Here is a 23,182-nt window from a genome sequence, read left to right as displayed (position 1 = left end):
TTCCTTATTCTTGATAAAAGCTACTTAACTTTTGCAGTTCGCATTCTATTTAACGCAGCTGCTATTTCAAAACGACGTGGTCTAGCTAGTTCGCCTGGATGTTTATTAGGATATGGGGCAAATGACGCAAGACCCTCTGTTTCAAATTGCATTTCTATTTTTTCTAATAAGTGGGCGATTGTCAGTTCATTTTTCAAAATTTGATTTTTATCCAAATAACGGATAATCATAGCAATCATGCTCGTTTGGGAACTGTCGACAAGCTGTTCAAGATAGTCCAATTGAATCGTAGTTTCTCCGATAATTATTGTTGACAGTCCTTTTGCTTGTACTTTCGATTTCTTCCCTTTAAACGGTTTTATGCTACTTTGTAAAAGAATGCGACTTGATACATCACCAAAATCTGTTTCGTTTGTTTCGATACGATTTGCAGGATACTTACTGGCTATTTCTTTTGCTGCCTTTGTTACGTTTTCTGGGACATATTCGTCCATCATTATTATCTGATCAGCTACATCAAAATAATCACCAGATCCTCCCATAACGAATATAGTGGATATGCCCAGTTGATCTTTTAACTGCTTAACTTTATCTATAAACGGTGTGATCGGTTCTTTTTCTTTCGCAACCAGTTCTTGCATCCGTCTATCTCTTATCATAAAATTTGTTGCACTCGTATCTTCATCAATTAACAGCGTATTTGCTCCCGCTTCTAGAGCTTCCATAATGTTCGTTGCTTGTGAGGTACTTCCACTTGCATTATCTGTCGTGAACTTCGTTGTATATTGTTGATGTGGTAACTGATTGATAAAAGCAGAGATATTCACACCACTAACTTTCCGACCATCTTCAGCTCGAACTTTTACTGCCGCGGGATCAGTTAGGACATATTCACGTCCATCACCTTTAATATGGTGGTAAACACCACGCTCCATCGCTTGTAGTAGCGTGCTTTTACCATGATAACCACCACCTACAATAAGTGTAATCCCCTTGGATATCGCCAATCCAGAAATAGCTTCCTTCCGGTGTGGAAGTTCGATTTTAACACGATTAGCAACTGGACTTTTAAACGGTACAGCGTTCATTAATGGGCGGTTACTTATTCCATTTTCTCGGGGTAGGATTGCATCATCTGCAACAAACGATATCCAATTATTCTTCATCATTTCCGCTCGAATAGCTTGATGTTGATCAGAGAGTTTAACTGCCTCTTCCAACTCTTCATCTTTAATAGTAAAAATCGAACCAGCTAAAACACGAGGCATCATTTCAAAGAAAAGATATTTTGCTTCTTTTCCATTAATGCGACGTCCGTTTGCTGGCAGGCTAACAGTTAAGCAGATCGTTACATGTTCCCCGTCAAGTGCCACAGCAGTTCGCTCTAAAATTTCTTGTCCTGGTTCATCTATGACGATTGAATTTCTATTATCTAACGTATTTTGAGCAATGGACTTAGCTACACTGCGGGCTATCATATCTTCTACATATATTTTTCGATTACGATCTTCCTTCCAATCCGATCTTATTTTTCGGTAAGCGGTTGGTATAATTATGCGGACTTTTGAAGGAGTGGCGTATGGATCACCTTGGACATAGTCCACACACAATTCAAATCGATGAAATGAATATCTCCCATGAATCGATTTGTATGCTTTATAACCTTTACCATCTATTTGTTGTAACTTTTCTTCTAATTGTTTCATTTTCAAACCACCTTCTCATACATTGTGCCTTCTTAGGATACAACCTTTCTTGAGCATGTATCAAGCAATACATCAAATTAACTATATATTACTAACACGACTTCCGCCTCGAAATCCAAAGTTGAAGTTGACTTAGTACCCCTATCATAATCATCATGACGTACAGGCTTAACTCGCTATGGAAATACACTACGCTTTCCGTCGCTAGTTGGTAGTGTTAATCGAGGGAGGCGCTATATCAACGATAACAGACCTTTTTGGATATTTTTCAACTCGTTCACTGATTGTCAAAACCACAATATAACTTTATGAGTCAACAGATAGTAATAACCTACTACATTTAAAGTCTGTCTAGCGAAGGAAGCAAATGGATGACACTAATGTGGGAACAGCACAAGCCGAAGATCCACTTGGTAAAGCGTTCTTCTTTACCAAGTTAGCTGAGGCTGTTGCCCACGGAAAGGGAATCCATTTGCTGACGTAGCGGCTAAGAAAGTTTCACTAGCAATTAATATCAAGTTCGTCAGATTAATGTTTATATCGAAGTTTATACATGTTTTGTAATAAACGACAATCTTTTAGAAAGTAGGCTTTTTTTAAGACTGTCAAGCAATAGAATAGATATACTTCAAATTTAAAACAGTCACCAATTAGCACTTATTTTTTTGGTGAAAAAGTTGAGGCACTAATGTAGCACCAATCAAAAAAACGCAATACTTCGTTGTAAATCAACGAAACACTGCGTTGTACACATATGTATGGAGCGGGTGAAGGGAATTGAACCCTCGACATCAGCTTGGAAGGCTGAGGTTTTACCACTAAACTACACCCGCATTTTTAATTGGGCAATTTTCAAATTCTTTGTCAGATAATCTGGCGCTATTTGAATTGATGTTCTCTATTATACCTAGCCAATTTTGTGAATGCAACCCCTTCTTGCAGATTTTGCCGATTTTCTTTGTAAAACAACTATTATTGTTAGGTATCTGTATATAGGCTAATAACTTTAAACGATTAAATTTATGTAAAATCACACATTATCTCTTGACATTCTTTCCTTAAAGAATATAATTTGCATTAGGGAAACATTTTTAGTTTAACGCATAACGTTTATACAAAGCTAATTTTAAAAGGAGGAATTTATAGTGAAAAAACAATTAATTATTAGTATGGGGTTCATGTTAGTCGGTCTATTGGGATGTGCTACACAAGATGAGGAAACTGTTAATACAGCAGAGGAACCATTAAAAGTAGTTACAACAATCGCACAGATAGCAGATGCGGTTGAAAATATTGGTGGAGAACATGTAGAGGTAACAAGCCTTATGGGACCTGGTGTTGATCCTCATTTATACAGTGCCGTTCAAGGAGACATCCAAACATTAGATCAAGCTGAAATCATATTTTATAACGGGCTTCATTTAGAAGGGCAGATGGGCGAAATCTTCGAACAAATGGAACAAGACAAAACAACAACACCCGTATCTGAAAATATTCCAGAAGACAAATTATTAAGTGATCCAGAAAGCCCCACTATCACTGACCCTCACGTATGGTTCGACATATCGACGTGGTCGTATAGTGTAGAGGCGGTACGTGATGATTTAATCGCTATAGATCCAGAAAACGAGGAAACATACAGTCAAAACGCAGCTGATTATTTAGCAGAGCTAGCAGAATTAGATGCTTATGCAAAAGAACGTTTTGAGGAAATACCTGAGGAAAGTAGAGTTTTAGTTACCGCTCATGATGCTTTTAATTATTTTGGCAAAGCTTATGGATTTGAAGTTGTTGGCTTACAAGGTTTAAGTACGGAATCTGATTATAGTGTCAATGATGTCCAGCAAATTATTAATCTACTAATTGAAAGAAACGTAAAAGGTGTGTTCATTGAAAGTAGCGTCTCTGATCGTTCGATTAATGCAGTTGTTGAAGGAGCGCAAGAAGCTGGGCATGAAGTCTCCATTGGCGGAGAGTTATATTCTGATGCAATGGGTGAAGCTGGAACGATAGAAGGTACGTATATAGGAATGTTTAAACATAATGTTGATACGATTGTCGATGCACTAAAATAAAGGAGGTATGTGAAAATGAATGCTTTAACAATAAAGAATTTAAAAGTTTTGTATGATAAAAAGCCCGCCCTTGATCAAGTTGATTTTAATGTACCAGTTGGATCACTAACAGGTATTATCGGTCCCAATGGAGCTGGGAAATCAACATTAATTAAAGCGATATTACGTCTCGTTCCGATGCAAACAGGTGACATACAGGTTTTTGGGAAACCTTATGCACAGCAAAAGAAATTAATTGGCTACGTTCCACAACGAAGTGAAGTTGATTGGGACTTCCCTACTAATGCACTTGATGTTGTCTTAATGGGTAGTTATCGAGAAATTGGTTTCTTTAAACGAGCGAAAAAGAAAGATATCGACTGGGCACGGAATTGTCTAGATAAAGTTGGCATGCTAGATTATGCACAGAGACAAATCAGTCAACTTTCAGGCGGACAGCAACAACGTGTATTCTTGGCTCGTGCACTTGCTCAAGATGCAACAATTTACTTTATGGATGAACCTTTTGCTGGAGTTGACGCTGCAACAGAAAAAGCAATTATTCAATTAATGAAGGAATGGAAAAATCAAGGAAAAACTGTTCTTGTTGTTCATCATGATTTACAAACAGTTGAAGATTACTTTGATCATGTTTTATTACTTAATAAAACTCCTATTGCATATGGTGAAACAAAGTCGGTTTTTACCTTAGATAATTTAGAGCGCACATATGGTGGTAACATATCATTCTTACAAAAGACTCCAATCGTACTTCAAGGAGGATTGTAGGATGTGGGATGAAGCTATCTCGTTGTTTTCAAATGCAAATGTACAATGGGTATTAATGGGCAGCTTATTGTTAGGATTCGCAAGTGGCATGATCGGAAGTTTTGTTTTATTAAAAAAACAAAGTCTCATCAGTGATGCAATGGCACATGCTGCACTTCCCGGAGTCTGTATTGCTTTCATTATATTTCAAGAAAAATCAATGCCGCTATTATTAATAGGTGCTGCTATTACAAGTCTGCTAGCAACACAAGCTATTCAAGTTATTATAAAACACTCTAGAATAAAAACAGACGCAGCAATAGGAATAATCATTTCCGTATTCTTTGGCTTCGGAATTGTGTTATTAACATATATTCAACAAAATTCTGGTGGGAACCAAGCGGGATTAAATTCATTTATCTTTGGTCAAGCCGCTTCTTTAGTTAAGGGCGATGTACAATTAATCGCTATTAGTTCCCTACTATTAATGATTGTTACAACATTTTGTTTTAAAGAATTTAAAATAAGTATTTTCGACCCCTCATTCGCACGTGGCGTAGGTATTCCTGTAGGATTCTTTAATGGGGTTTTACTTTTTCTCATTGTCGGAATTGTTGTAATTGGCATTCAAATGGTCGGAGTTGTATTAATTGCTGCTTTATTAATTACTCCACCATTAGCTGCTCGATATTGGACTGAAAATTTGAGTGTGATGGCATGGTTAGCAGGTATATTTGGAGGTGTATCCGGTATGGTTGGTGCAAGTATGAGTACATTTATAAGTGACTTACCAACTGGACCTATGATCGTCTTAAGTGCCTCCCTCATTTTTTTCATTAGTTTATTATTTGGTAAGCGTAAAGGCATTTTGCTAAAGGGGGTGAAAGTAGCATGACCTATACATTTTGGATTATTCTTACTGGTTGTCTTGTAGGACTAACTTGTGGGGTTACTGGTTCCTTATTAGTCTTACGTAAAATGTCAATGATTGCAGATGCAATTAGTCATACGGTGCTTTTAGGAATTGTTGGAGCATTCTTTATCACACAATCTTTAAATGGTATTCCAATGCTTATTGGCGCAACCATTGTTGGTTTATTGACTGCATTTCTAGTAGAAGCCTTAGATAATTCAGGGGTGCAATCAGATGCAGCAATCGGGGTTGTCTTCACAACATTATTTGCCTTAGCTGTTGTGTTTATTTCCTTTATTGGTGATCAAGTACACCTAGATACAAATCACGCATTAATGGGAGAAATCGCTTTTGTACCTTGGGATACTGTTCAGATTAATGGAAATGATTATGGCCCCAAAGCAGTTTGGATGCTTGGTAGTGTACTAGTGATAAATTTGATATTAATCGGTTTGTTCTATAAACAGATTAAAACATCTACATTTGATCCACAGTTCGCTTCGTTAATCGGGGTGCCTGTTGTCTTTATTCACTATTTACTAATGACTATGGTATCGTTGTCTACTGTTGCTTCTTTTGATAGTGTGGGTGCAATACTCGTCGTGGCCATGTTAATTGTACCTGGTGCAACTGCTTATCTTTTAACTGATCGCTTTTTAAACGTTTTAATCCTAAGCGGTGTTGTTGGTGTTATTTCTGCATTATTAGGATATATAGGTGCTGTTTATTGGAATGTTTCTATTGCAGGTTCAATGGCAACAGCAGCTGGAATTCTTTTCTCACTTGCCTTTTTGTTTAGTCCAAAGCACGGTGTTATATTTAAAACTTGGAATAAGCGTTCGAAACGTAAAACAACAAAAGTACAACCATATTGAATCAATTCTATTTAGCGTGAGAGATATTATTTCTCACGCTATTATTATGAATATTTGTTATAATGATCTTTATAAAACTATCAAAGGAGGTAATTATCGTGATTGATAATCCAATGATTTTGACTCAGACAGGATTAATAGATAGTACACAATTGTATTATCCATACGAGGAACGTGGCCTACAATTTGGTGATGGCGTTTATGAAGTAATTCGCGTTTATTATGGAGAATGTTATTTGCTTTCAAAGCACATCGATCGTTTATTTCGATCAGCCGAAGCAATTAAGCTAACATTACCTTTCACTAAAGAGCAAATGCGAATTGAATTAAAACAATTAGTAGAGGTTAATCATTTAAATACTAACGGAAAAATTTATTTACAAGTAACACGGGGATCAGCAAAACGTAATCACATATTCCCAGCAGTTGAGGCGAATTTCTATGCCTATGTGGAGGAATTAGAACGCCCCATTGAAAAGCTTAAACTTGGTGTGAAGGCAATAACGCTACCTGATATGCGTTGGCAAAACTGTTACATAAAAAGTTTAAACTTATTACCAAATGTCATGGCTAAACAAGAAGCATTTGAAAATGGCTGTTTTGAAGCTATATTACATCGCGATCGCATCGTCACAGAATGTAGCTCCTCGAACGTATACTTAGTAAAAAACAATGTAATTTATACACATCCAGAAACACATCATATATTGCATGGGTGTGTTAGAGACAGAATAAAAACACTCATTGACGCTTTGGACATGGAATTAAATGAAACTGCATTCGCAACAGATAATATACCCTATGCAGATGAAGTATTTATAACTAGTAGTACAGCAGAAGTGATGCCAATTGTTGAGGTAGATCAAATAGAAATTGGGAATGGGCAACCAGGATTGCTAACACAAGCATTACAAGAAGCATACCAACTAGAGGCTGGTCTTATTTCTTCTCCACTTAAGTAGAAAGAAAGGAGCAAACGATGCGAAAGATAATGATAATCGGTAGTGGTGGTTCTGGTAAATCAACGCTCGCTAAAAATATCGGACAAATTTTAGATATACCAGTTTACCATTTAGATGCTTATTTTTGGAAACCTGGTTGGAACCCGATTGAAAAGTCAGCGCTAGCTAGTTTACAAGAAACGTTTGTTAAAAAGGATAGTTGGATCATAGACGGAAACTATAGCGCTACAATGGATATTCGTCTACATGCTTGCGACACGGTTATCTTTCTCAACTACGCTACATTGCGTTGTCTTTATGGTATTACAAAACGAAGAATCCAATATCAAGGCAAAACCAGACCTGACATGGGTAAAGATTGCCCTGAGAAATTGGATTTAGAATTCATCCTCTGGGTTGCTAGATTCAAAAAAGATAAACTTCCCTCAATTCGAGAACGGCTAAATAGCGTACATCATGCCCAATTGTTAGAATTCACTTCTCCAAAACAAACAAATAATTTTCTCTCTAGTATATCCAAATAGTTTACTTTTTGGATATACGGGTAACTTATGAAGTATAAAGGAGTGTGAATATAAATGATTTGGACTATTATTGGAATTCTATTACTAGTATGGATACTTGGGTTTGCTTTTGAAATTGCAGGTGGTCTTGTCCATATTCTACTCGTAATTGCTTTGGTTGTGTTTATTGCCAAGATGTTACGTAAGTAGTAATCTTAATAAAAGAAGCAAACGATCATGACTTAATTACTTAAGCCATGATCGCTTGCTTTCTTTAGTTATACATTTAATTTCTTATATGTCTCTAACCATGTTTTAGCCATTAATAGATTACCTGCATCATTCATATGTACCCCATCTATTGTAAGCTCATAATTGGTTTTCGCTTCTAAATAGGTTAAAAAGGATTGATGCGTTGGTACAACCACGAGATTAAATTCACTTGCAAGTTCAGCTACAATTTGCACATATGCTTTCAATTTTTCATTACCTTCAGAATTTATTTTTTCTTCGATAACTGTTGGCTCCATCATAATAATGACAGCATCTGTTTCTTTTTGTGTTTTCAGTAAAAGTTCACGATAAATCACTTCAAATCTCTCCGGAGTAACTTGTTCTATTTCTGGATCATCAAGTTGTCTCCAAACATCATTTATCCCAACAGAGATAGACAATATGTCTGGTTGAAGATCAACTACATCTTGTTCCCAGCGCTCAGCTAAATTTGTAATCCTGTCACCACCGATACCTCGATTAATTATCTCTGGAAAATTTAACGGGTCACTTACTAATAGATAGTCATGAATATATTTTACATATCCAGTTCCTAGGTCATTCACACCCGGTTCCCTTCCCCATTCTGTAATACTATCACCAATAAACACAATTTTTTTACTCATCATTTTCTTCCTCCAATTATTAGTAGTAAGCGCAATCATTAATTGATGACATATTGTATAGTATAAAGGATACCATATAATATGTTCTCTCTCGTTTTACTTTCTATTACAAACAGTAATAATAGACTTATTCTTTCCCGTTTTTTTCGCTTGATATAATGCCACGTCAGCTTCTTTAATTAAACCTTCTACTGTAAATCCTTTACACTTTGGAATGACCACACCAATACTTGAACACATATGAAACTTTTTGCCTGCTACTTCCCAAGGTTTTGAAATTTCTGATTCAATTCGCTCAACTACATGTGCTACATTCTCATCTGTCTCTACTTCTGTTAATAAAATAATAAATTCATCGCCACCCATCCGAGCTACTGTATCCATCTCCCGAGTTGATTGTTGCAAACGACGTCCAAATTCCATTAGCACCTCATCGCCAGCATCATGACCCATTTCATCATTTATCATTTTAAAATCATCTAAATCTAATATCATTACAGCAAATTCTTTTTCATTTCTCTCAAAAGACGCAAGTAGCTTACTTAAATGATCTTGAAACAAACGACGATTTGGTAGATTCGTTAAAAAATCACGATACGCTAGTGTTTTCAAACTATCTTCATAGCGCTTTCTTACTGTGATATCTCGACCAACAGTAACCATATGCTTTAGTTCACCATTTTGTGAGAATACGGGTTGTCCATTTAATTCAAACCAAAGCCATTCCTTTTCACTATTCATTACTCTAAACTCAGTTGAAAATGAATTTTTATTCTTAATCGATTCTGCGATTATCTTTTCAACTAAAGGATGATCAGCATTATGAACTAAAAACAATAATGGTTTACCAATAAAATCTTTTGTTGGGAAACCAAGGACATAAGTATGGGATGGTGACGCATAAATAATATTTCCATACTTATTCACTAGTGTAATTAAATCATAAGAATTCTCTGTAATAAGCCGAAACTTCTCTTCACTTTCAATTAAATTCTCTTTCGCATTGTGCTCTGTTGTCGCATCTTTTATTATCGCATATACACCGGTAATATTATCTTTTAAAATAATTGGCGCTAATTTCACCTGCAAATAAGCCTCATTCTCATAAGCTGTTGTTACCGTCATTTCAAAATAGGTTGGTCTCCCTTTACTTGAGTCATCAAATGCTTGTTTAATTCTTTCTTTATCGTTATCTCTAATAAGTTCAAGCATAGAAACACCTTTTAAACTTTTAGGCTTTTTTCCAGTTAATCTTTCAAATGCATGATTCTCTCGTATGAGTTTACCATATAAATCCAAATGAAGTATGGCATCCGAATTATGTTCAAATAACGATTTATAGCGTTGCCGACTAACCTTTAATTTCGCATCTGATCTATTTCTATCCAACTCTGCTCGCTTTAGTTGGGTAATATCTCGTGTTATAGTAACCACTCTTATAACCTTATTGTCAATAAATAATGGTGTTAATGTATTTTTACTGATTTTTTCTTCTCTATTATTCGAATGAAAATTATCTTCATATGTAAGTGGTTCTCTTCCTTTAACTACTTCTCTATATTTTTCATGTAAGAATTTTGTCAGATCTGGTGAGGTAACACTTGCTATTTCCTGTCCAATTACATCTGGTTTATAACCCGTTATTAGCATCGCTTGCTCATTAACAAACTCATAGTAAAAATATTTCATATCTTCACTGACACGCATTACAAACACCATATCCTGTATTCCATCTAAGACGTCCTGATAACATATTTGATCGTAGTTCAAGTAGCTAACTCCTTTATAAAAAAGATATTCAAATAGTAACTTTTACCTTTATTAATTATAGCATTAATATTCTGATAACTACATTATAGTATTTATTTTATTTAATAAAAAACCCTTGGCTATAAAACCAAGAGTTTTCAGTCATTCTTATTTTTGAAATTTATGGAATGTAACTTTTACTACTTCCATCATAATTACTGCACCAATAGCTAATCCAGTTGCAATACTCCAATCATTCCAACCAAATGCTGTCGGAATAGCAAAAACATCACGTGTGAATGGTAAAATTGTTACACTATATAAAGCGAAACATAGAGCTACAGCTCCAAGTACATATTTATTAGTTAATAGACCCACACCAAAGATTGATTGTGTATTAGATCTAGCCGCAAACGTTTGTAGTGTACGAGATAGAATCAACGTCGTAAATGCCATTGCCACACCCATTTCATCAGAATGTTGCAAACCAATATAGTGGGAAATTATTACGGCAATACCAATCAAGGTTCCTCGTGTTATAACAGAGCGCATTGTACCACCTGCGAAAATCCCTTCATCAACACGACGTGGTTTTCGACTCATCACATCTGGTTCTGATTTTTCCATACCAAGCGCAATTGCTGGTAATGAATCATTTACAAGATTAATGAATAAAAGTTGTAACGCTGTAAATGGATTTGCCCATCCGAATATAACAGCAAATAATATAGCAATAATCGCACCTAAGTTTCCAGCAAATAAATAACCAATTGCTTTTTTGATATTATCAAAAACAGTACGACCTACACCAACTGCACTAACGATTGATACAAAATTATCATCGGTTAGTATCATTGCAGCTGAGTCTTTTGCTACATCTGTTCCACTTCCCATTGCAATACCTATATCTGCCTGCTTTAGAGCTGGAGCATCATTTACCCCATCACCAGTCATCGCACTAATTTGATCTTTATTTTGCCAAGCACGAACGATACGAATCTTGTTTTCAGGTGACACACGAGCATAAACAGAAATTTTTTCTAACTTTTCATTCAGTTCTTCTTCTGATAAAGCGTCTAGTTCCTGTCCAGTTAAGGCAATATCATCTGCTTCCATCAGACCAATTTGTCTTCCGATTGCTTCTGCTGTTGTCTTATGGTCCCCTGTAATCATAACCGTCTTAATGCCAGCCTTTTTCGTTTGTTCAATTGATCCAAAAACAGCTTCTCGTGGCGGGTCCATCATTGCGGTAAGACCAACTAAAACTAAATCATATTCATCATCAAGTTCTACAGCCGATTTATCTTGATTAAATCTTTTATAACCGTACGCTAACACACGCAATGCTTGTTTGGAATAATCTTCATTCGCTACATGCAGTTTTTCTTTCCATTCATCTGTTAGCGGTTGTTCTTCACCATTTATTAAAATATAGCTTGCGCGATTAAAGACAACGTCAGGTCCACCCTTTGTTAACATCAACTTCTCACCTTTTATCGTATGAAGGGTAGACATTAATTTACGATCAGAGTCAAACGGTAATTCAGCTTCTCTCTTATGTGTATCACGTAATTCTTGATAATCTTGATTATTATCATTAGCAAAGTTTATTAACGCAACCTCGGTAGGATCGCCAACTTCTTTTCCATCATTGTTAATGTATGAATCATTACACAGAACTGCGATGTCAACTAATAGACGTTCTGATTCATTCCATTTAGCTGGACTTTCAGGAAGATGTTCTTTCTCGCCATCTCCAGGAATAAAGTAATCTGTAATTGTCATCTTGTTTTGTGTTAATGTTCCTGTTTTATCTGTACAAATAACACTTGTAGAACCGAGCGTTTCAACGGCAGGTAACTTTCTGATAATCGCATGTTGCTTCGCCATTTTATTCGTACCTACAGATAAAACAATTGTTACTATCGATTGAAGCGCTTCTGGAATTGCGGCAACAGCTACTGCTACTGCAAACATTAGAGCATTTAATATTTCTGTTGTTACATCAACATTTTCGTCACCTAGCCAAATACGTGCTGCTTGTATAGCAAAAATAGCGACAGATAATAGTAAGATTCCAATTCCTAATTTTTTACTAAATACGTCTAATTTACGCTGAAGTGGTGTTTGTTTTTGTTCAGCTGTAGATATCAACGTTGCTATTTTACCAATTTCAGTATTCTCGCCAGTTCCCGTTACAACAAAAGTTGCACGTCCGTATACCACTAGAGAACTACTAAAAACCATATTTGTACGGTCACCTAATGCCGATTCTTCTTCAATTACATCTATCGTTTTATTAACAGCTTCTGATTCACCAGTAAGCATTCCTTCATTTACTTTTAAAGAACCATTCTCTAAAATGCGACCGTCTGCTGGAATAAAATCCCCAGCTTCTAAGTATACAATGTCACCTTGAACTAATTCCCTAGCAGGAACAGTCTGTTTCGTTCCATTTCGGATAACTTTTGCCTCCGGTGCAGACATATCCCTTAATGCATCGAGTGAACTCTCCGCTTTTTTAGTTTGAACAACACTAATTACTGCATTCATTATTAAAACAAATACAATTACGACTGTTTCAACAACTTCACCTAGTAATAGCTGTACACCTGCTGCAACCAATAAGACAATTACCATTGCATCTTTAAATGTTTCTAAGAATAACTTCCAAGTCGGTACTTTTTCTTTATCTTCAAATTCGTTATAACCATCTCTTTCAACCCGCTTAGTTACTTCAGCAGATGAGAGTCCTTCTTCCGTTGCTTCAATTTCTTTTAGAACAGCTTCTTTATCTGCACGATAAAATTCCATCTGTTTTTTCATCTCCTTCTAAATCTACTTGCTTATTTAAACAATTATTATTACTAATCTGTTAATTCTAACATCTTTCATCAAAATACTGCCATTTTTCATCATTAGCCCTATTAGATATAGTTTAAACCAAAACTTCAGATTAAAACCAATAAAAAAAGACCTTTACCGTTTGTAAACACAAACGATAAAGGTCTTGCTAACAACGTCGGTTGCCAATTATGCCGGAGATTCTTCTCGTAATGACGACATAATTGTAGCAGCTACTCCCCTTTAATATTAAATTAATCATACGATTAATAGAAATACTTGTCAAGTTAATTTTTAACTTCAAAGCTTACATATTTCATGTGTGTTTCCTTCTTGACCATTTAAAATGATTTCATAATTTTAACAAATAAATATTGTGATACATGTATACCTGTAATATAATTATTACATATAATTCCTAAATTATCTGGTGATGAATTGCAGGTCTAATTAAAGTCCATCATGAAATACCAGACAGTGGAAAAGCAAAGAACGACTACAACTAGACCGTGAAAATACCACTTTTCAACAACTACAGACGGAATCGATCAACGAATTGAATCAACGTTTAATAGTTATTGAGAAATTATTGATAGAGGTAGAATAGGTAGGCATAGGATTAATTAATTATATATTTAAAATTAACATCTGCTTTTATGACTTTATTAAAAAAACAGTTATTTGTAATAGAAGGGAGCTCAAAATTGTCATTCACGTCATTCTTAATTTTTTCTTCAACTATCCTACCACTTATAGTAATAATACTCGTTATTTTGATTATTGTTCATGTTATAAAAGTCATTCGTCGTTCCGAACAACGCGCAGAACAAAGGTTGCAACTAGACCGTGAAAATACCGCTTCCCAAAAGCTACAGATGGCGACGATTATTGAAATGAATCATCGCTTAATTTCAGTTGAGAAATTATTAAAAGAAATCGAATAAAAAAAATCAAAAAGTAGCACATGTAACATGCTACTTTTTGATTTTTTTTATTAAAGAGGCATAGATTTACCCCACTTGCTTTCCTTTGTATTTAATCCGCAATTCCAATCCTTTCATTGCTTCCTCTACCATATGATGTTCCACTTCAAGCTTCAATTCATTGAAATCATACGTATCAAACAAGGTAATATTCCTTTCTATTGTTGCAAGCTCCTTACTAATAAAAACAGATTCTTTCCCCTCTGTTAACTTCTTCTTATAACGATTAAATTTTGGATCTAAACCGTCTAGTTGCTCAAATAATTGCTCGACATTTAAATATTGCTGGATTAATGGAAGTGCTGATTTTGCCCCAACACCAGGACATCCCGGAATATTATCACTTGCATCACCTAATAACGCTTTTACATCTATCCACTGACTCGAATCAATTCCATATTCCGTTTGAAAATGACCGATAGTATAGAGTGTTTCTTGTCGCTTTTGTGCAATTATCTGCGTCGTTTGTTTATCTAATAGCTGTAACAGGTCCTTATCATTACTATAAATAAGACAATGATTGTCCGTATCATTGGACCATTTTGTTGATAATGTACCAATAACATCATCCGCTTCATACGGTGGAACTACTAGTTGTGTTATACCAATAGTATCAAGTACACGTGTTAATGTTTCGTATTGCTCGATAAGTGGTTCTGGCAATGCATTTCTGCTAGCCTTATAAAAGTCATATTTAATTCTCCTATTTGTTTCTTCGCGCTTTACATCCCATGCAATCGCTAGATGGCTAATATCATGCTGATCAATCAAGTTAAATAACTTCTGAAAAAAAACACGCAATGCATTTGTATAGATACCATCACTTGTTTTTGTCAGTTCTTCTTCTAATTTATTATATGCTGTCGCAAAATACCCTCTACTTAATAGATTAAATCCATCAACTAATAATAATTTCTCTTTTCCCATCCCAATCTCCCCCATACATAATCAACTATTACTAGTTTAACATTCAAACATAATCTATAAATAAAAAATATTTTCCAAGCAACCAAAGTCAATTTTTGATATAATATGTAAGATCTGAATCAGATAGGAGTTACATACATGATAAAACAATTTTTCTCATATTATAAACCGCACAAACGCTTATTTATCATCGATTTCAGTAGTGCAGTAATCGTCGCACTATTAGAACTTGCATTTCCACTAGCAGTCCAGTGGCTTATTGATGATTTATTAGAAAAAGGTAAATGGAATGTTATTGTTACCGTCAGTATTCTATTACTTGTCATCTACTTATTTAGTACGTTGTTACAATATATTGTTAGCTACCTTGGTCATAAGTTAGGTATTAATATTGAAACCGACATGCGCGAGGAATTATTTGGTCATGTCCAACGACAGTCCTTTCGCTTTTTTGATAATACCAAAACAGGAAATATCATGAGTAGAATTACAAATGATTTATTTGATATTGGCGAACTTGCCCATCATGGACCAGAAGATTTATTTATTTCGATTATGACCTTTACTGGTGCGTTTTGGATCATGTTCACGATTAATCCATCGCTCGCTTTAATTGCACTTGTAATGGTGCCATTTCTTATTGTACTAGTTACTTATTGCAATGTAGCAATGAACAAAGCGTGGCATAATATGTACGGGAAAATTGCCGATGTCAATAGTCGTGTAGAAGATGCCGTTTCTGGTGTACGCGTTGTCCAATCTTTTACGAACGAAGACTTTGAAATTGAGCGTTTTAAAAAAGATAACGGACTATTTCGGACCGCAAAAATAAAAGCATACCGCGTCATGGCTGGTACCCATTCAAGTATTTATATGATGACACGACTATTAACATTATTAGTATTAGTCGTTGGTGCTTGGCTTAGCTTTAATGATAAACTAACGTATGGTGAATTAGTTAGTTTCATCCTTTATACAAATGTATTAATTAAACCAATTGATAAAGTAAGTGCACTGTTAGAACTTTATCCAAAAGGAATGGCTGGTTTCAGACGATTCCAAGAACTAATCGCACAAGAACCGGATATTCAAGATCGTCCAAATGCAAAGGACGTTGAAACTTTTGAAGGCAATATTAAATTTAATAATGTTGGATTTTCTTATGACCAACATAAAAATGTTTTGAAAAATATTAATATAAAGATACACCCAGGAGAAACGGTTGCGTTCGTTGGACCATCCGGTGCTGGGAAAACAACTATTTGTTCATTAATACCGCGATTTTATGATATTGATCAAGGAGAAATCACAATCGACGGGACCGATATACGCGACATGACGAAAAAATCGCTTCGTTCACAAATAGGTATCGTGCAGCAAGACGTATTTTTATTTGCTGGGACAGTAAGTGAAAACATCGCATACGGAAAGAGAGATGCAACGATAGATGAAATACAACTAGCCGCTCATCAAGCACATCTAGATGATGTAATCGCGGACTTACCAAATGGGTATGATACACAAATTGGTGAGCGTGGTCTTAAACTATCTGGTGGACAAAAACAACGCCTAGCTATCGCTCGTACTTTCTTGAAAAATCCACCGATTTTAATATTGGATGAAGCAACATCCGCACTTGATACACAGACGGAAAAAATAATTCAAAAATCATTAGATCAGCTAGCTTTAAATCGTACAACACTAGTGATCGCGCATCGTCTAGCTACCATTCGAGATGCTGATCGAGTTGTTGTAGTAACCAATGACGGAATTGCAGAGCAAGGTACGTATCAAGAACTATTAGACAAAGATGGCATTTTTGCCAACTTACATCGTATACAGTTCGCAGATCGTTAAACATAAAAAGCAGGTGTCTTCTATCAGACACCTGCTTTGTTTAATTCAAGTATTTACCATAATCAGGAACTGCCAACGATTCAAAATTAGCTACTAACCTTTTCAACCCTTTTGTTAGTTCTTCCCCAGAAACTGGATGTCCATGACCTGTTACCGCTATTGATGGTTTTAGTATCTCTAATTGTTCAACCGACTTTTTTGATACTTTCCAGTCTGGCGTTAAATACCTTGGTGGACCGCTTATTTCTACTTCTTGTGTTAATACCTTATATAATGCATCTTGTTTAACAGTCACAAAAGCATCTCCAGCAATAAGTACCCTATCCTTTTCCCTAAAAAAAGAAACATGACCCGCTGTATGTCCTGGTGTGTGGATCCAACGAAAGTCCGGCATGTGAGGAACACTATTATCCTCTGGTAGTGCTTTTACATGACCTGCTATATTTATCGGTTCATTTGGAAATAGCCCAGAAAATTTTGCTATCAGACCACCTTCAACACTTGGATCTGGCTCAGGATAGCTTTTCACACCCGTTAAATATGGTATTTCTAGTTCATGCGCATAAACCGATACATCCCAATAATTAATCAATTCCAAAATGGCTCCCACATGATCAAAATGACCATGTGTCAAAATTATAGCCCTTGGTCGACTATTAGCACCATAATGAGACTCAGTCATTTTAATAATTTCTTCAGCTGAATTTGGCATACCTGCATCAATTAAAACAAAATCATTCGATTCTTCGTCACCAAATAAACAGACATTAACAATTTGTACTGTATAACAAAATAAATCAGGTAAAACAGAAATCCCAACACCACTACCTATTGATGTAGCAGGAATAGCTTTATAATCTTCTCCGTATGACATTTCATTATCCATTTCTAGTAGTCCTCCTCTTTTGTATAGGAATAACTATACTATGAGGATTTTTAAAGAACTTATGTATAGAATTTAATAAAAGAAATAGTATTAGAACTGATTGATAATCCAAATATAAAACATACAAATAAAGAAAAATAAAACTATCGTATTAATCAATGTCACAATATAATCTTTTCGTTCAGGATAGTATTTCCACTCCATAAACGTTCTTAGCAAGCCTTCTAAAATATGATACACCATGAGAATAATGAACTGTAACCAAGCGTATTCATTCGTTTCAACAGAAATAGTTATTACAAAACTAATTAGCAAAGCAAACATCGCCACGAAACGCAATGACCAATCAAGCCATTTATGTAGCTTATTTACATGATTATAAGAGAACCATTCTTTTTTTCTAACTTCTAATTTTTTGCGCAACCATTTATTAAGAAAAATTTGCATTACCAGAAAAATACCAAGAAAAATAAATAGCGTTTGCATAGTATGCTCTCCCTTTTAATACCATATATTTTTATAGTATCAAAAATTTTAATTGAATAGTTTTAAATAATTGAATTTCCTATAAAAATTAGACTAGTTCTTTCACCGTGCCACTATCATTTGATAAGACATACCATGTTTCAACTAGACAAATAAGTAGATTAATATTGGAAGGAGGTAATTGTATGTTACAACTAGGACCCCCACCACAACGTCGTCCATATCGTAATCAACGACAAGGCAGAAGAGTTTTACCACCAAATGCTTTTCCTTTCCAAGGCAATAGTCCATTTGGGCAAGCAAACAGTCCGTTTCAAAGAAATTTCATGACCCCACAAAGGCCTCAATTTTATGGGCAACAGCGTCCTTCACAAGGGTTAGGTTCACTGATCAGAGATGAAAACGGCAAGATAGATATGGGTAAGATAGATAAAGGTTTTAGAAATGTTATGGGCGTAGCAAGTCAAGCAGGTCCAGTAATTAAAATGGTAAGAGGTTTATTTTAAATAGTTAAGTAGTACAATCCAGTATATTTAGTACCATAAATAACAGTACAAATAGTAAACACACCGCTTGATTCAAGCGGTGTGTTTTATAAGCAACAGTTCAAATATTAAAAGACACAGTAGATAGAAACTGCGCCGTAGTGGAACTTTCTTACCCGCTACGTCAGCAAATGGATACCCTTTCCGTGGGCACAGTCTCAGCTAACTTGGTAAAGAAAAACACTTTACCAAGTGGATCTTCAACTTGTGCTGTTCCCACAGGAGTGTCATCCATTTGCTTCCTTCGCTGGATAGCGTACCTATGCGACAAATATCATTATTATTATATAACAATGCAATTTATCTCTATTATTATCACGTTATAAGAAACTAGCGTATCAAGTGAAATTGACGACACTCCAGCAGGAACAGCACGGGCTGAAGATCCACTCGGAAAGCGTACTTTGCTTATCCGAGTTAGCTGAAGCCGTGCCTGCGGAAAGGGAGTCAATTTCACTTGTGAAGCGGGGCGGAAAATTCTGTTACGTCGTAGTTGATGATTATTTCGACGCAAGGCAAGTTATCCCACCAAAGCAACGATCTTTTATAATACAGATTTTTATAAATTAATCTGCTCCTTGTAACTCGAGAAATAGTGAACTTGTCTGATCACTAATTTCAAGAATATCTTGGGTTTCCTGGTTCTTAGATTCTTCAACCTGTTCCTCTGAATTTGCTTTCAAGCGTTGAATTTTAATTTCTATTTGTTGCATTTTTTGTTCCAATTGCTTCAGGTTATCTTGTTTTGTTTCTGCGTCTTGAGTTGAGGCGTACTTTGTGATGTACTATTATTTATACCAACTGACGAAATATTCATCGTTTTCAACTCCTATGATTATTATTCCTATATTCATAAGGTACGTTAAAAACCTTAAAACACCCTTAACTAATGTTAAGAGTGTTTATCTAACTTATTAAAAATCATATGCTTCTTCTTTGGCTTCACGGATTTTTTTATATGTTTCCGTAAGTACTACTGTATCTTCTACTAGACGGTCAATTCGAAAAAAGACATCCTCATTAATAATTTCTTTTCGTTGAAAGTCCTTTTCTTCAATAAAAACATAGGACTGAACAATTTGAGCTTTCATATAGCTTACTATTGGCTTTAATTGCTGTTCCACGATCAAATAATGTTTTTGTGAACCAGCCGTTGCAAACATACTAACAACTTTATCACGAAAAGCATTAACAGGTAATAAATCAAAAATATTTTTCAGCGCAGCGGGAATAGAGGCTTGAAAAATAGGTGTGCCAATAATAATGGCATCTGCCTCCATTATTGTTTGTACGACATATCCTGTATCTCCTTTATATTCTAAGTAATTACGACCATCGCTAAATTGTAAATCATATTCCGCTAAATCAATTAGTGTCACTTCAACTTCTGGATTATTCTCTTTAACTGATTTGACTGTATAGTCCATGGCAGTTCTCGTTTTAGATCCTACATTTGATCCTGACAATCCTACAATCTTCATTATCTCAATCTCCTACTTTTTTGCTGTGTGTTTCTTTATTGCTGGTAAAATTTCCGTACCAATAATTTCAATGTTTTTCATTAATTTACCATATGGCATGCCACCAAAATCTATTTGAGCGATATAACGCTGATGTCCAAATTGTTCATGTTGATAGAGCATTTTTTCGATAATCTCCTGTGGACTACCGATATTCATAACATTTTGTGGATCTACCCCCTGTGCAAAGTGTTGCTTCGGAAATCCCTGTCCATTTGTTCGTTTCATACCTTCGTTAATATGAGGGTACATATCTTTTAGAGCTTGCTGAGATGTTTCTGCCGCATAGAAAAAACCTGCAGTTGAAACAGGTAGTTCTGTTGGATCAAAACCACCACGTTCCGCAGCACCACGATAGGCATCAATTGTTTGTTTGAAAACACTAACCGGTCCACCTAAATGAGCCATAAACATTGGAACACCAGCATAACCTGCTTTCATTGCACTTGCAGGAGATCCACCAACTGCGCGCCAAATTGGCATTGACCCACTTTGCGGTCGTGGAAGAACTTGTGCATCTTTTAGAGGAGCACGGAATTCTCCACTCCAATTAACAACATTCTCTTCATTAATCTGTCTTAATAAGTCAAACTTTTCCTCAAATAACTCTTCATAATCTCTAACGTTATAACCCAACAAATCAAATAATCCTATTCTAGATGCACGGCCTGCAATTATCTCTGCTCGACCTTTTGAAATTAAATCTAACGTTGCAAAATTTTCATATACACGTACTGGATCTGACGTGCTAATAATCGTTGATGAACTTGCAATCTTAATTTCCTCTGTTGCTTGGGCAATAGCAGATAACACAACAGCGTGTGCTTGTGTTGCGAAATACTCTTGATGACTTTCACCAACACTAAAGAAATCGATCCCAGCTTGATCTGCTAGCTTCGCGTAATCAATTATTTCATGAATCCGTTGTTCCGCAGAAATTCGTTCTCCTGTTAATGGGTTCGGTAAATGATCACCTAATGTATATATACCAAACTCTAGTCCTTTACTTTGATCAATCCGATATTTTTCCATCTATATCTCAATCCCTTTTTATTTTATGTTACTATTATAGAATATATAATACATTTTAGTAAGTAAGCACTTTATAGTGGTATAGTATACAAAAAGATACTATTGGAGGAATTAATGTGGAGAAAGCACCAGAGTATTGTCGCGTAGAAGATGCATTAGGAATTTTAGTCGGTAAATGGAAACCTGTTATCTTGTTACATTTATTACAGAATGGCACGAAGCGTTTCAATGAATTAAAGCGTAGTATGCCAGGAATCACTCAAAAGATGTTAACAAAACAATTACGCGAATTGGAAAATGAGGATATTATCAAGCGTGTTGTTTATGCACAAGTTCCACCTAAAGTTGAATACTCTATTACTGATTATGGAAAGAGTTTGGAGCCAATTTTAGATGCCATGCACGAATGGGGTACAAAACATACCTTACACAAAAGGCAAAACCTAAATTAGAAACATAACTTTCTCATAGTTTGTCCTCTTCATTCATAGAATTATTTGGAGGAGGGATTAACATGGGACTGTTGCATGAATTCCGTCAATTTACGCTGAAAGGAAATGCAGTCGATATGGGAGTTGGTGTAGTTTTAGGTGCTGCATTTAGTGGTTTCATTGATTCTTTAGTTAGAGATATCTTACTCCCACCAATCGGTCTTTTATATAAAAGAATGAATTTCGAGAACATGTATATCAGTCTAAGTGGTGTACGCTATTCTTCTTTAGCAGACGCAAAGGAAGCGGGTATTGCAACAATTAATTATGGTTTATTTGTCACTGCAGCCGTTCGCTTTGTAATTGTACTATTTGTTGTTTTCCTTGTGATCCGGCAAATTAATCGCTGGAAAAAACCACATCAAAGTCCGTTAGATGCAATGACAAAAAAAGAATGCACCTATTGCTGTACAATGATTCCTAATCAAGCAATTATCTGTCCAAATTGTTCCTCTACACTTGACGTGATACCAGATAAGCAACGGACGAAGAAAGCCTATATAAGAGTTAAATAATTCGCATTGTTTCTCTAGTAAAAAGAACCATTATGCCCATCCTTCATATTATGTATTAATTGATTTACATGAAGGGGTGTTACACATGTTATTACCAATCATCGACGTCGGATTAATGAACGAACATCTTTCAACACACGAAGGTCTCCTCGGAAAATTAGATCTCTATCTAATCGATTCTTCAGCCACGTACCTACAAAAAATAATAACGATACAACAAACGGTACTTAAATCACACATACAAGTCATGTTGGAACTATTAAACCCGTCTAATGAGAATTGGATTGAACTTCCAAGTATAAATCTAGAGGAAAAGTTATCAATTTCATGGCCAGTTTACTCAGATTTTGATACCCTAACAAAACGAATTACATTAGAACTTCAGTCAGCAGCAAAAGCAATGGCACATACGAATTTTACTTCAGCATTAATGATGAAGAACGAAAATGTTAAACATGTTCATTACGAAATGGCCGTTCAACAGGCCACCTATATGAATTACATTAGTGCATTTGTAAAAGAGAAAGATTGGGCACCTTCTATTAAAGCATCACAGGTTACGCAAAGAAAGGTTATAGAACACTTTAATTCGTTAATTTAAATAAAAATAAGGTTGCTACTAGTTGCAACCTTATTTTTATTGATCGTACGCATGAAAAGGTATGAA

At 35.5% G+C, this 23,182-nt stretch carries 23 protein-coding genes and 1 tRNA gene; 13 read left to right on the top strand and 11 right to left on the bottom strand.

Features of this window, described 5'->3' with window-relative positions:
* Positions 1-20: 20 nt before the first annotated feature.
* Together D2K60_RS19380 and D2K60_RS19375 are read right to left on the bottom strand one after the other, a co-directional pair.
* Entirely contained in the window at positions 21-1,706 is a 1,686-nt protein-coding gene (locus tag D2K60_RS19380) for an ABC-ATPase domain-containing protein (protein WP_117170757.1), read from the bottom strand.
* Positions 1,707-2,465: 759 nt separating this feature from the next.
* Positions 2,466-2,539, bottom strand: a tRNA-Gly gene (locus D2K60_RS19375).
* Between the two features lie 312 nt (positions 2,540-2,851).
* Between D2K60_RS19375 and D2K60_RS19365 the strand changes: the two genes are divergently transcribed.
* The 7 genes from D2K60_RS19365 to D2K60_RS19335 all read left to right on the top strand — a co-directional run bounded on the left by D2K60_RS19365 (position 2,852) and on the right by D2K60_RS19335 (position 7,991).
* Positions 2,852-3,781, top strand: a complete 930-nt coding sequence (locus D2K60_RS19365) for a metal ABC transporter solute-binding protein, Zn/Mn family (protein ID WP_117170755.1) — start codon at positions 2,852-2,854, stop codon at positions 3,779-3,781.
* A 15-nt stretch (positions 3,782-3,796) separates the two neighbouring features.
* Positions 3,797-4,549 (top strand): metal ABC transporter ATP-binding protein, encoded by a 753-nt coding sequence (locus D2K60_RS19360; protein ID WP_117170754.1) that lies wholly within the window; start codon positions 3,797-3,799, stop codon positions 4,547-4,549.
* Position 4,550: 1 nt separating this feature from the next.
* Positions 4,551-5,423, top strand: coding sequence for a metal ABC transporter permease (locus D2K60_RS19355; RefSeq protein ID WP_117170753.1), 873 nt, complete (start codon positions 4,551-4,553; stop codon positions 5,421-5,423).
* Positions 5,420-6,316: a metal ABC transporter permease gene (locus D2K60_RS19350; RefSeq protein WP_117170752.1), complete on the top strand. Its 897-nt coding sequence runs from the start codon at positions 5,420-5,422 to the stop codon at positions 6,314-6,316. The genes D2K60_RS19355 and D2K60_RS19350 overlap by 4 nt, the downstream gene beginning before the upstream one ends.
* 98 nt (positions 6,317-6,414) lie before the next feature.
* Positions 6,415-7,278: a D-amino-acid transaminase gene (dat, locus tag D2K60_RS19345; RefSeq protein ID WP_240335355.1), complete on the top strand. Its 864-nt coding sequence runs from the start codon at positions 6,415-6,417 to the stop codon at positions 7,276-7,278.
* Positions 7,279-7,295: 17 nt separating this feature from the next.
* The gene (locus D2K60_RS19340; protein WP_117170750.1) at positions 7,296-7,802 is read left to right on the top strand and encodes a DNA topology modulation protein; all 507 of its coding nucleotides are present in this window, start codon (positions 7,296-7,298) and stop codon (positions 7,800-7,802) included.
* Positions 7,803-7,856: 54 nt separating this feature from the next.
* Positions 7,857-7,991, top strand: a complete 135-nt coding sequence (locus tag D2K60_RS19335) for a lmo0937 family membrane protein (protein ID WP_117170749.1) — start codon at positions 7,857-7,859, stop codon at positions 7,989-7,991.
* A 68-nt stretch (positions 7,992-8,059) separates the two neighbouring features.
* Here the strand turns inward: D2K60_RS19335 and D2K60_RS19330 are convergent, their stop codons facing one another.
* The 3 genes from D2K60_RS19330 to D2K60_RS19320 form a co-directional block, all read right to left on the bottom strand.
* Entirely contained in the window at positions 8,060-8,680 is a 621-nt protein-coding gene (locus D2K60_RS19330) for an SGNH/GDSL hydrolase family protein (protein WP_338048382.1), read from the bottom strand.
* Between the two features lie 96 nt (positions 8,681-8,776).
* The gene (locus tag D2K60_RS19325; protein ID WP_117170747.1) at positions 8,777-10,450 is read right to left on the bottom strand and encodes a sensor domain-containing diguanylate cyclase; all 1,674 of its coding nucleotides are present in this window, start codon (positions 10,448-10,450) and stop codon (positions 8,777-8,779) included.
* Between the two features lie 147 nt (positions 10,451-10,597).
* Complete coding sequence (locus D2K60_RS19320) at positions 10,598-13,243, bottom strand: cation-translocating P-type ATPase (RefSeq protein WP_117170746.1); 2,646 nt, start codon at positions 13,241-13,243, stop codon at positions 10,598-10,600.
* Positions 13,244-13,977: 734 nt separating this feature from the next.
* On the opposite strand from D2K60_RS19320, the gene D2K60_RS19315 reads away from it, so the two are divergent.
* Complete coding sequence (locus D2K60_RS19315; RefSeq protein ID WP_117170745.1) at positions 13,978-14,217, top strand: hypothetical protein; 240 nt, start codon at positions 13,978-13,980, stop codon at positions 14,215-14,217.
* A gap of 66 nt (positions 14,218-14,283) precedes the next feature.
* Here D2K60_RS19315 and D2K60_RS19310 read toward each other — a convergent pair whose 3' ends face one another.
* Complete coding sequence (locus D2K60_RS19310) at positions 14,284-15,183, bottom strand: 5'-3' exonuclease (protein ID WP_117170744.1); 900 nt, start codon at positions 15,181-15,183, stop codon at positions 14,284-14,286.
* Positions 15,184-15,321: 138 nt separating this feature from the next.
* Here D2K60_RS19310 and D2K60_RS19305 point away from each other — a divergent pair, with 138 nt between their 5' ends.
* Positions 15,322-17,040: an ABC transporter ATP-binding protein gene (locus D2K60_RS19305; RefSeq protein ID WP_117170743.1), complete on the top strand. Its 1,719-nt coding sequence runs from the start codon at positions 15,322-15,324 to the stop codon at positions 17,038-17,040.
* A 40-nt stretch (positions 17,041-17,080) separates the two neighbouring features.
* On the opposite strand, the gene D2K60_RS19300 is transcribed toward D2K60_RS19305, so the two are convergent.
* On the bottom strand, positions 17,081-17,926 hold the full coding sequence (locus tag D2K60_RS19300) for an MBL fold metallo-hydrolase (RefSeq protein WP_117170742.1): 846 nt from the start codon (positions 17,924-17,926) through the stop codon (positions 17,081-17,083).
* 90 nt (positions 17,927-18,016) lie between these two features.
* Complete coding sequence (locus tag D2K60_RS19295) at positions 18,017-18,412, bottom strand: DUF4181 domain-containing protein (protein ID WP_117170741.1); 396 nt, start codon at positions 18,410-18,412, stop codon at positions 18,017-18,019.
* A gap of 185 nt (positions 18,413-18,597) precedes the next feature.
* On the opposite strand from D2K60_RS19295, the gene D2K60_RS19290 reads away from it, so the two are divergent.
* Positions 18,598-18,918 carry a YppG family protein gene (locus D2K60_RS19290; RefSeq protein WP_117170740.1) on the top strand — a complete coding sequence of 107 codons (321 nt, stop codon included), beginning with the start codon at positions 18,598-18,600 and terminating at the stop codon, positions 18,916-18,918.
* Between the two features lie 605 nt (positions 18,919-19,523).
* On the opposite strand, the gene D2K60_RS20775 is transcribed toward D2K60_RS19290, so the two are convergent.
* The 3 genes from D2K60_RS20775 to D2K60_RS19280 all read right to left on the bottom strand — a co-directional run bounded on the left by D2K60_RS20775 (position 19,524) and on the right by D2K60_RS19280 (position 21,509).
* On the bottom strand, positions 19,524-19,670 hold the full coding sequence (locus D2K60_RS20775) for a hypothetical protein (protein WP_162880798.1): 147 nt from the start codon (positions 19,668-19,670) through the stop codon (positions 19,524-19,526).
* Between the two features lie 201 nt (positions 19,671-19,871).
* On the bottom strand, positions 19,872-20,438 hold the full coding sequence (locus tag D2K60_RS19285) for an NADPH-dependent FMN reductase (RefSeq protein WP_117170739.1): 567 nt from the start codon (positions 20,436-20,438) through the stop codon (positions 19,872-19,874).
* A 12-nt stretch (positions 20,439-20,450) separates the two neighbouring features.
* Positions 20,451-21,509: an LLM class flavin-dependent oxidoreductase gene (locus tag D2K60_RS19280; protein WP_117170738.1), complete on the bottom strand. Its 1,059-nt coding sequence runs from the start codon at positions 21,507-21,509 to the stop codon at positions 20,451-20,453.
* Positions 21,510-21,625: 116 nt separating this feature from the next.
* On the opposite strand from D2K60_RS19280, the gene D2K60_RS19275 reads away from it, so the two are divergent.
* The 3 genes from D2K60_RS19275 to D2K60_RS19265 all read left to right on the top strand — a co-directional run bounded on the left by D2K60_RS19275 (position 21,626) and on the right by D2K60_RS19265 (position 23,116).
* A complete protein-coding gene (locus tag D2K60_RS19275) occupies positions 21,626-21,961 on the top strand; it encodes a winged helix-turn-helix transcriptional regulator (RefSeq protein ID WP_117170737.1) in 336 nt (111 codons plus the stop codon).
* Positions 21,962-22,023: 62 nt separating this feature from the next.
* Entirely contained in the window at positions 22,024-22,515 is a 492-nt protein-coding gene (gene mscL / locus D2K60_RS19270) for a large conductance mechanosensitive channel protein MscL (RefSeq protein ID WP_117170736.1), read from the top strand.
* Positions 22,516-22,600: 85 nt separating this feature from the next.
* Positions 22,601-23,116, top strand: a complete 516-nt coding sequence (locus tag D2K60_RS19265) for a hypothetical protein (protein WP_117170735.1) — start codon at positions 22,601-22,603, stop codon at positions 23,114-23,116.
* Positions 23,117-23,182: the final 66 nt, after the last annotated feature.

The sequence above is a fragment of the Paraliobacillus sediminis genome (genome assembly GCF_003426055.1).
This window is presented reverse-complemented; position numbering and strand designations above follow the sequence as displayed.

What these genes read in the sequence shown, in the direction of transcription:
- D2K60_RS19290 (WP_117170740.1), top strand. Translation starts at nt 18,598, where the DNA reads ATGTTACAACTAGGACCCCCACCACAACGTCGTCCATATCGTAATCAA.
- D2K60_RS19280 (WP_117170738.1), bottom strand. Translation starts at nt 21,509, where the DNA reads ATGGAAAAATATCGGATTGATCAAAGTAAAGGACTAGAGTTTGGTATA.
- D2K60_RS19350 (WP_117170752.1), top strand. Translation starts at nt 5,420, where the DNA reads ATGACCTATACATTTTGGATTATTCTTACTGGTTGTCTTGTAGGACTA.
- D2K60_RS19285 (WP_117170739.1), bottom strand. Translation starts at nt 20,438, where the DNA reads ATGAAGATTGTAGGATTGTCAGGATCAAATGTAGGATCTAAAACGAGA.
- D2K60_RS20775 (WP_162880798.1), bottom strand. Translation starts at nt 19,670, where the DNA reads ATGCAACAAATAGAAATTAAAATTCAACGCTTGAAAGCAAATTCAGAG.
- D2K60_RS19320 (WP_117170746.1), bottom strand. Translation starts at nt 13,243, where the DNA reads ATGGAATTTTATCGTGCAGATAAAGAAGCTGTTCTAAAAGAAATTGAA.
- D2K60_RS19355 (WP_117170753.1), top strand. Translation starts at nt 4,551, where the DNA reads ATGTGGGATGAAGCTATCTCGTTGTTTTCAAATGCAAATGTACAATGG.
- mscL (WP_117170736.1), top strand. Translation starts at nt 22,024, where the DNA reads ATGGGACTGTTGCATGAATTCCGTCAATTTACGCTGAAAGGAAATGCA.
- D2K60_RS19340 (WP_117170750.1), top strand. Translation starts at nt 7,296, where the DNA reads ATGCGAAAGATAATGATAATCGGTAGTGGTGGTTCTGGTAAATCAACG.
- D2K60_RS19330 (WP_338048382.1), bottom strand. Translation starts at nt 8,680, where the DNA reads ATGAGTAAAAAAATTGTGTTTATTGGTGATAGTATTACAGAATGGGGA.
- D2K60_RS19335 (WP_117170749.1), top strand. Translation starts at nt 7,857, where the DNA reads ATGATTTGGACTATTATTGGAATTCTATTACTAGTATGGATACTTGGG.
- D2K60_RS19300 (WP_117170742.1), bottom strand. Translation starts at nt 17,926, where the DNA reads ATGGATAATGAAATGTCATACGGAGAAGATTATAAAGCTATTCCTGCT.
- D2K60_RS19295 (WP_117170741.1), bottom strand. Translation starts at nt 18,412, where the DNA reads ATGCAAACGCTATTTATTTTTCTTGGTATTTTTCTGGTAATGCAAATT.
- D2K60_RS19305 (WP_117170743.1), top strand. Translation starts at nt 15,322, where the DNA reads ATGATAAAACAATTTTTCTCATATTATAAACCGCACAAACGCTTATTT.
- D2K60_RS19380 (WP_117170757.1), bottom strand. Translation starts at nt 1,706, where the DNA reads ATGAAACAATTAGAAGAAAAGTTACAACAAATAGATGGTAAAGGTTAT.
- D2K60_RS19360 (WP_117170754.1), top strand. Translation starts at nt 3,797, where the DNA reads ATGAATGCTTTAACAATAAAGAATTTAAAAGTTTTGTATGATAAAAAG.
- D2K60_RS19310 (WP_117170744.1), bottom strand. Translation starts at nt 15,183, where the DNA reads ATGGGAAAAGAGAAATTATTATTAGTTGATGGATTTAATCTATTAAGT.
- D2K60_RS19265 (WP_117170735.1), top strand. Translation starts at nt 22,601, where the DNA reads ATGTTATTACCAATCATCGACGTCGGATTAATGAACGAACATCTTTCA.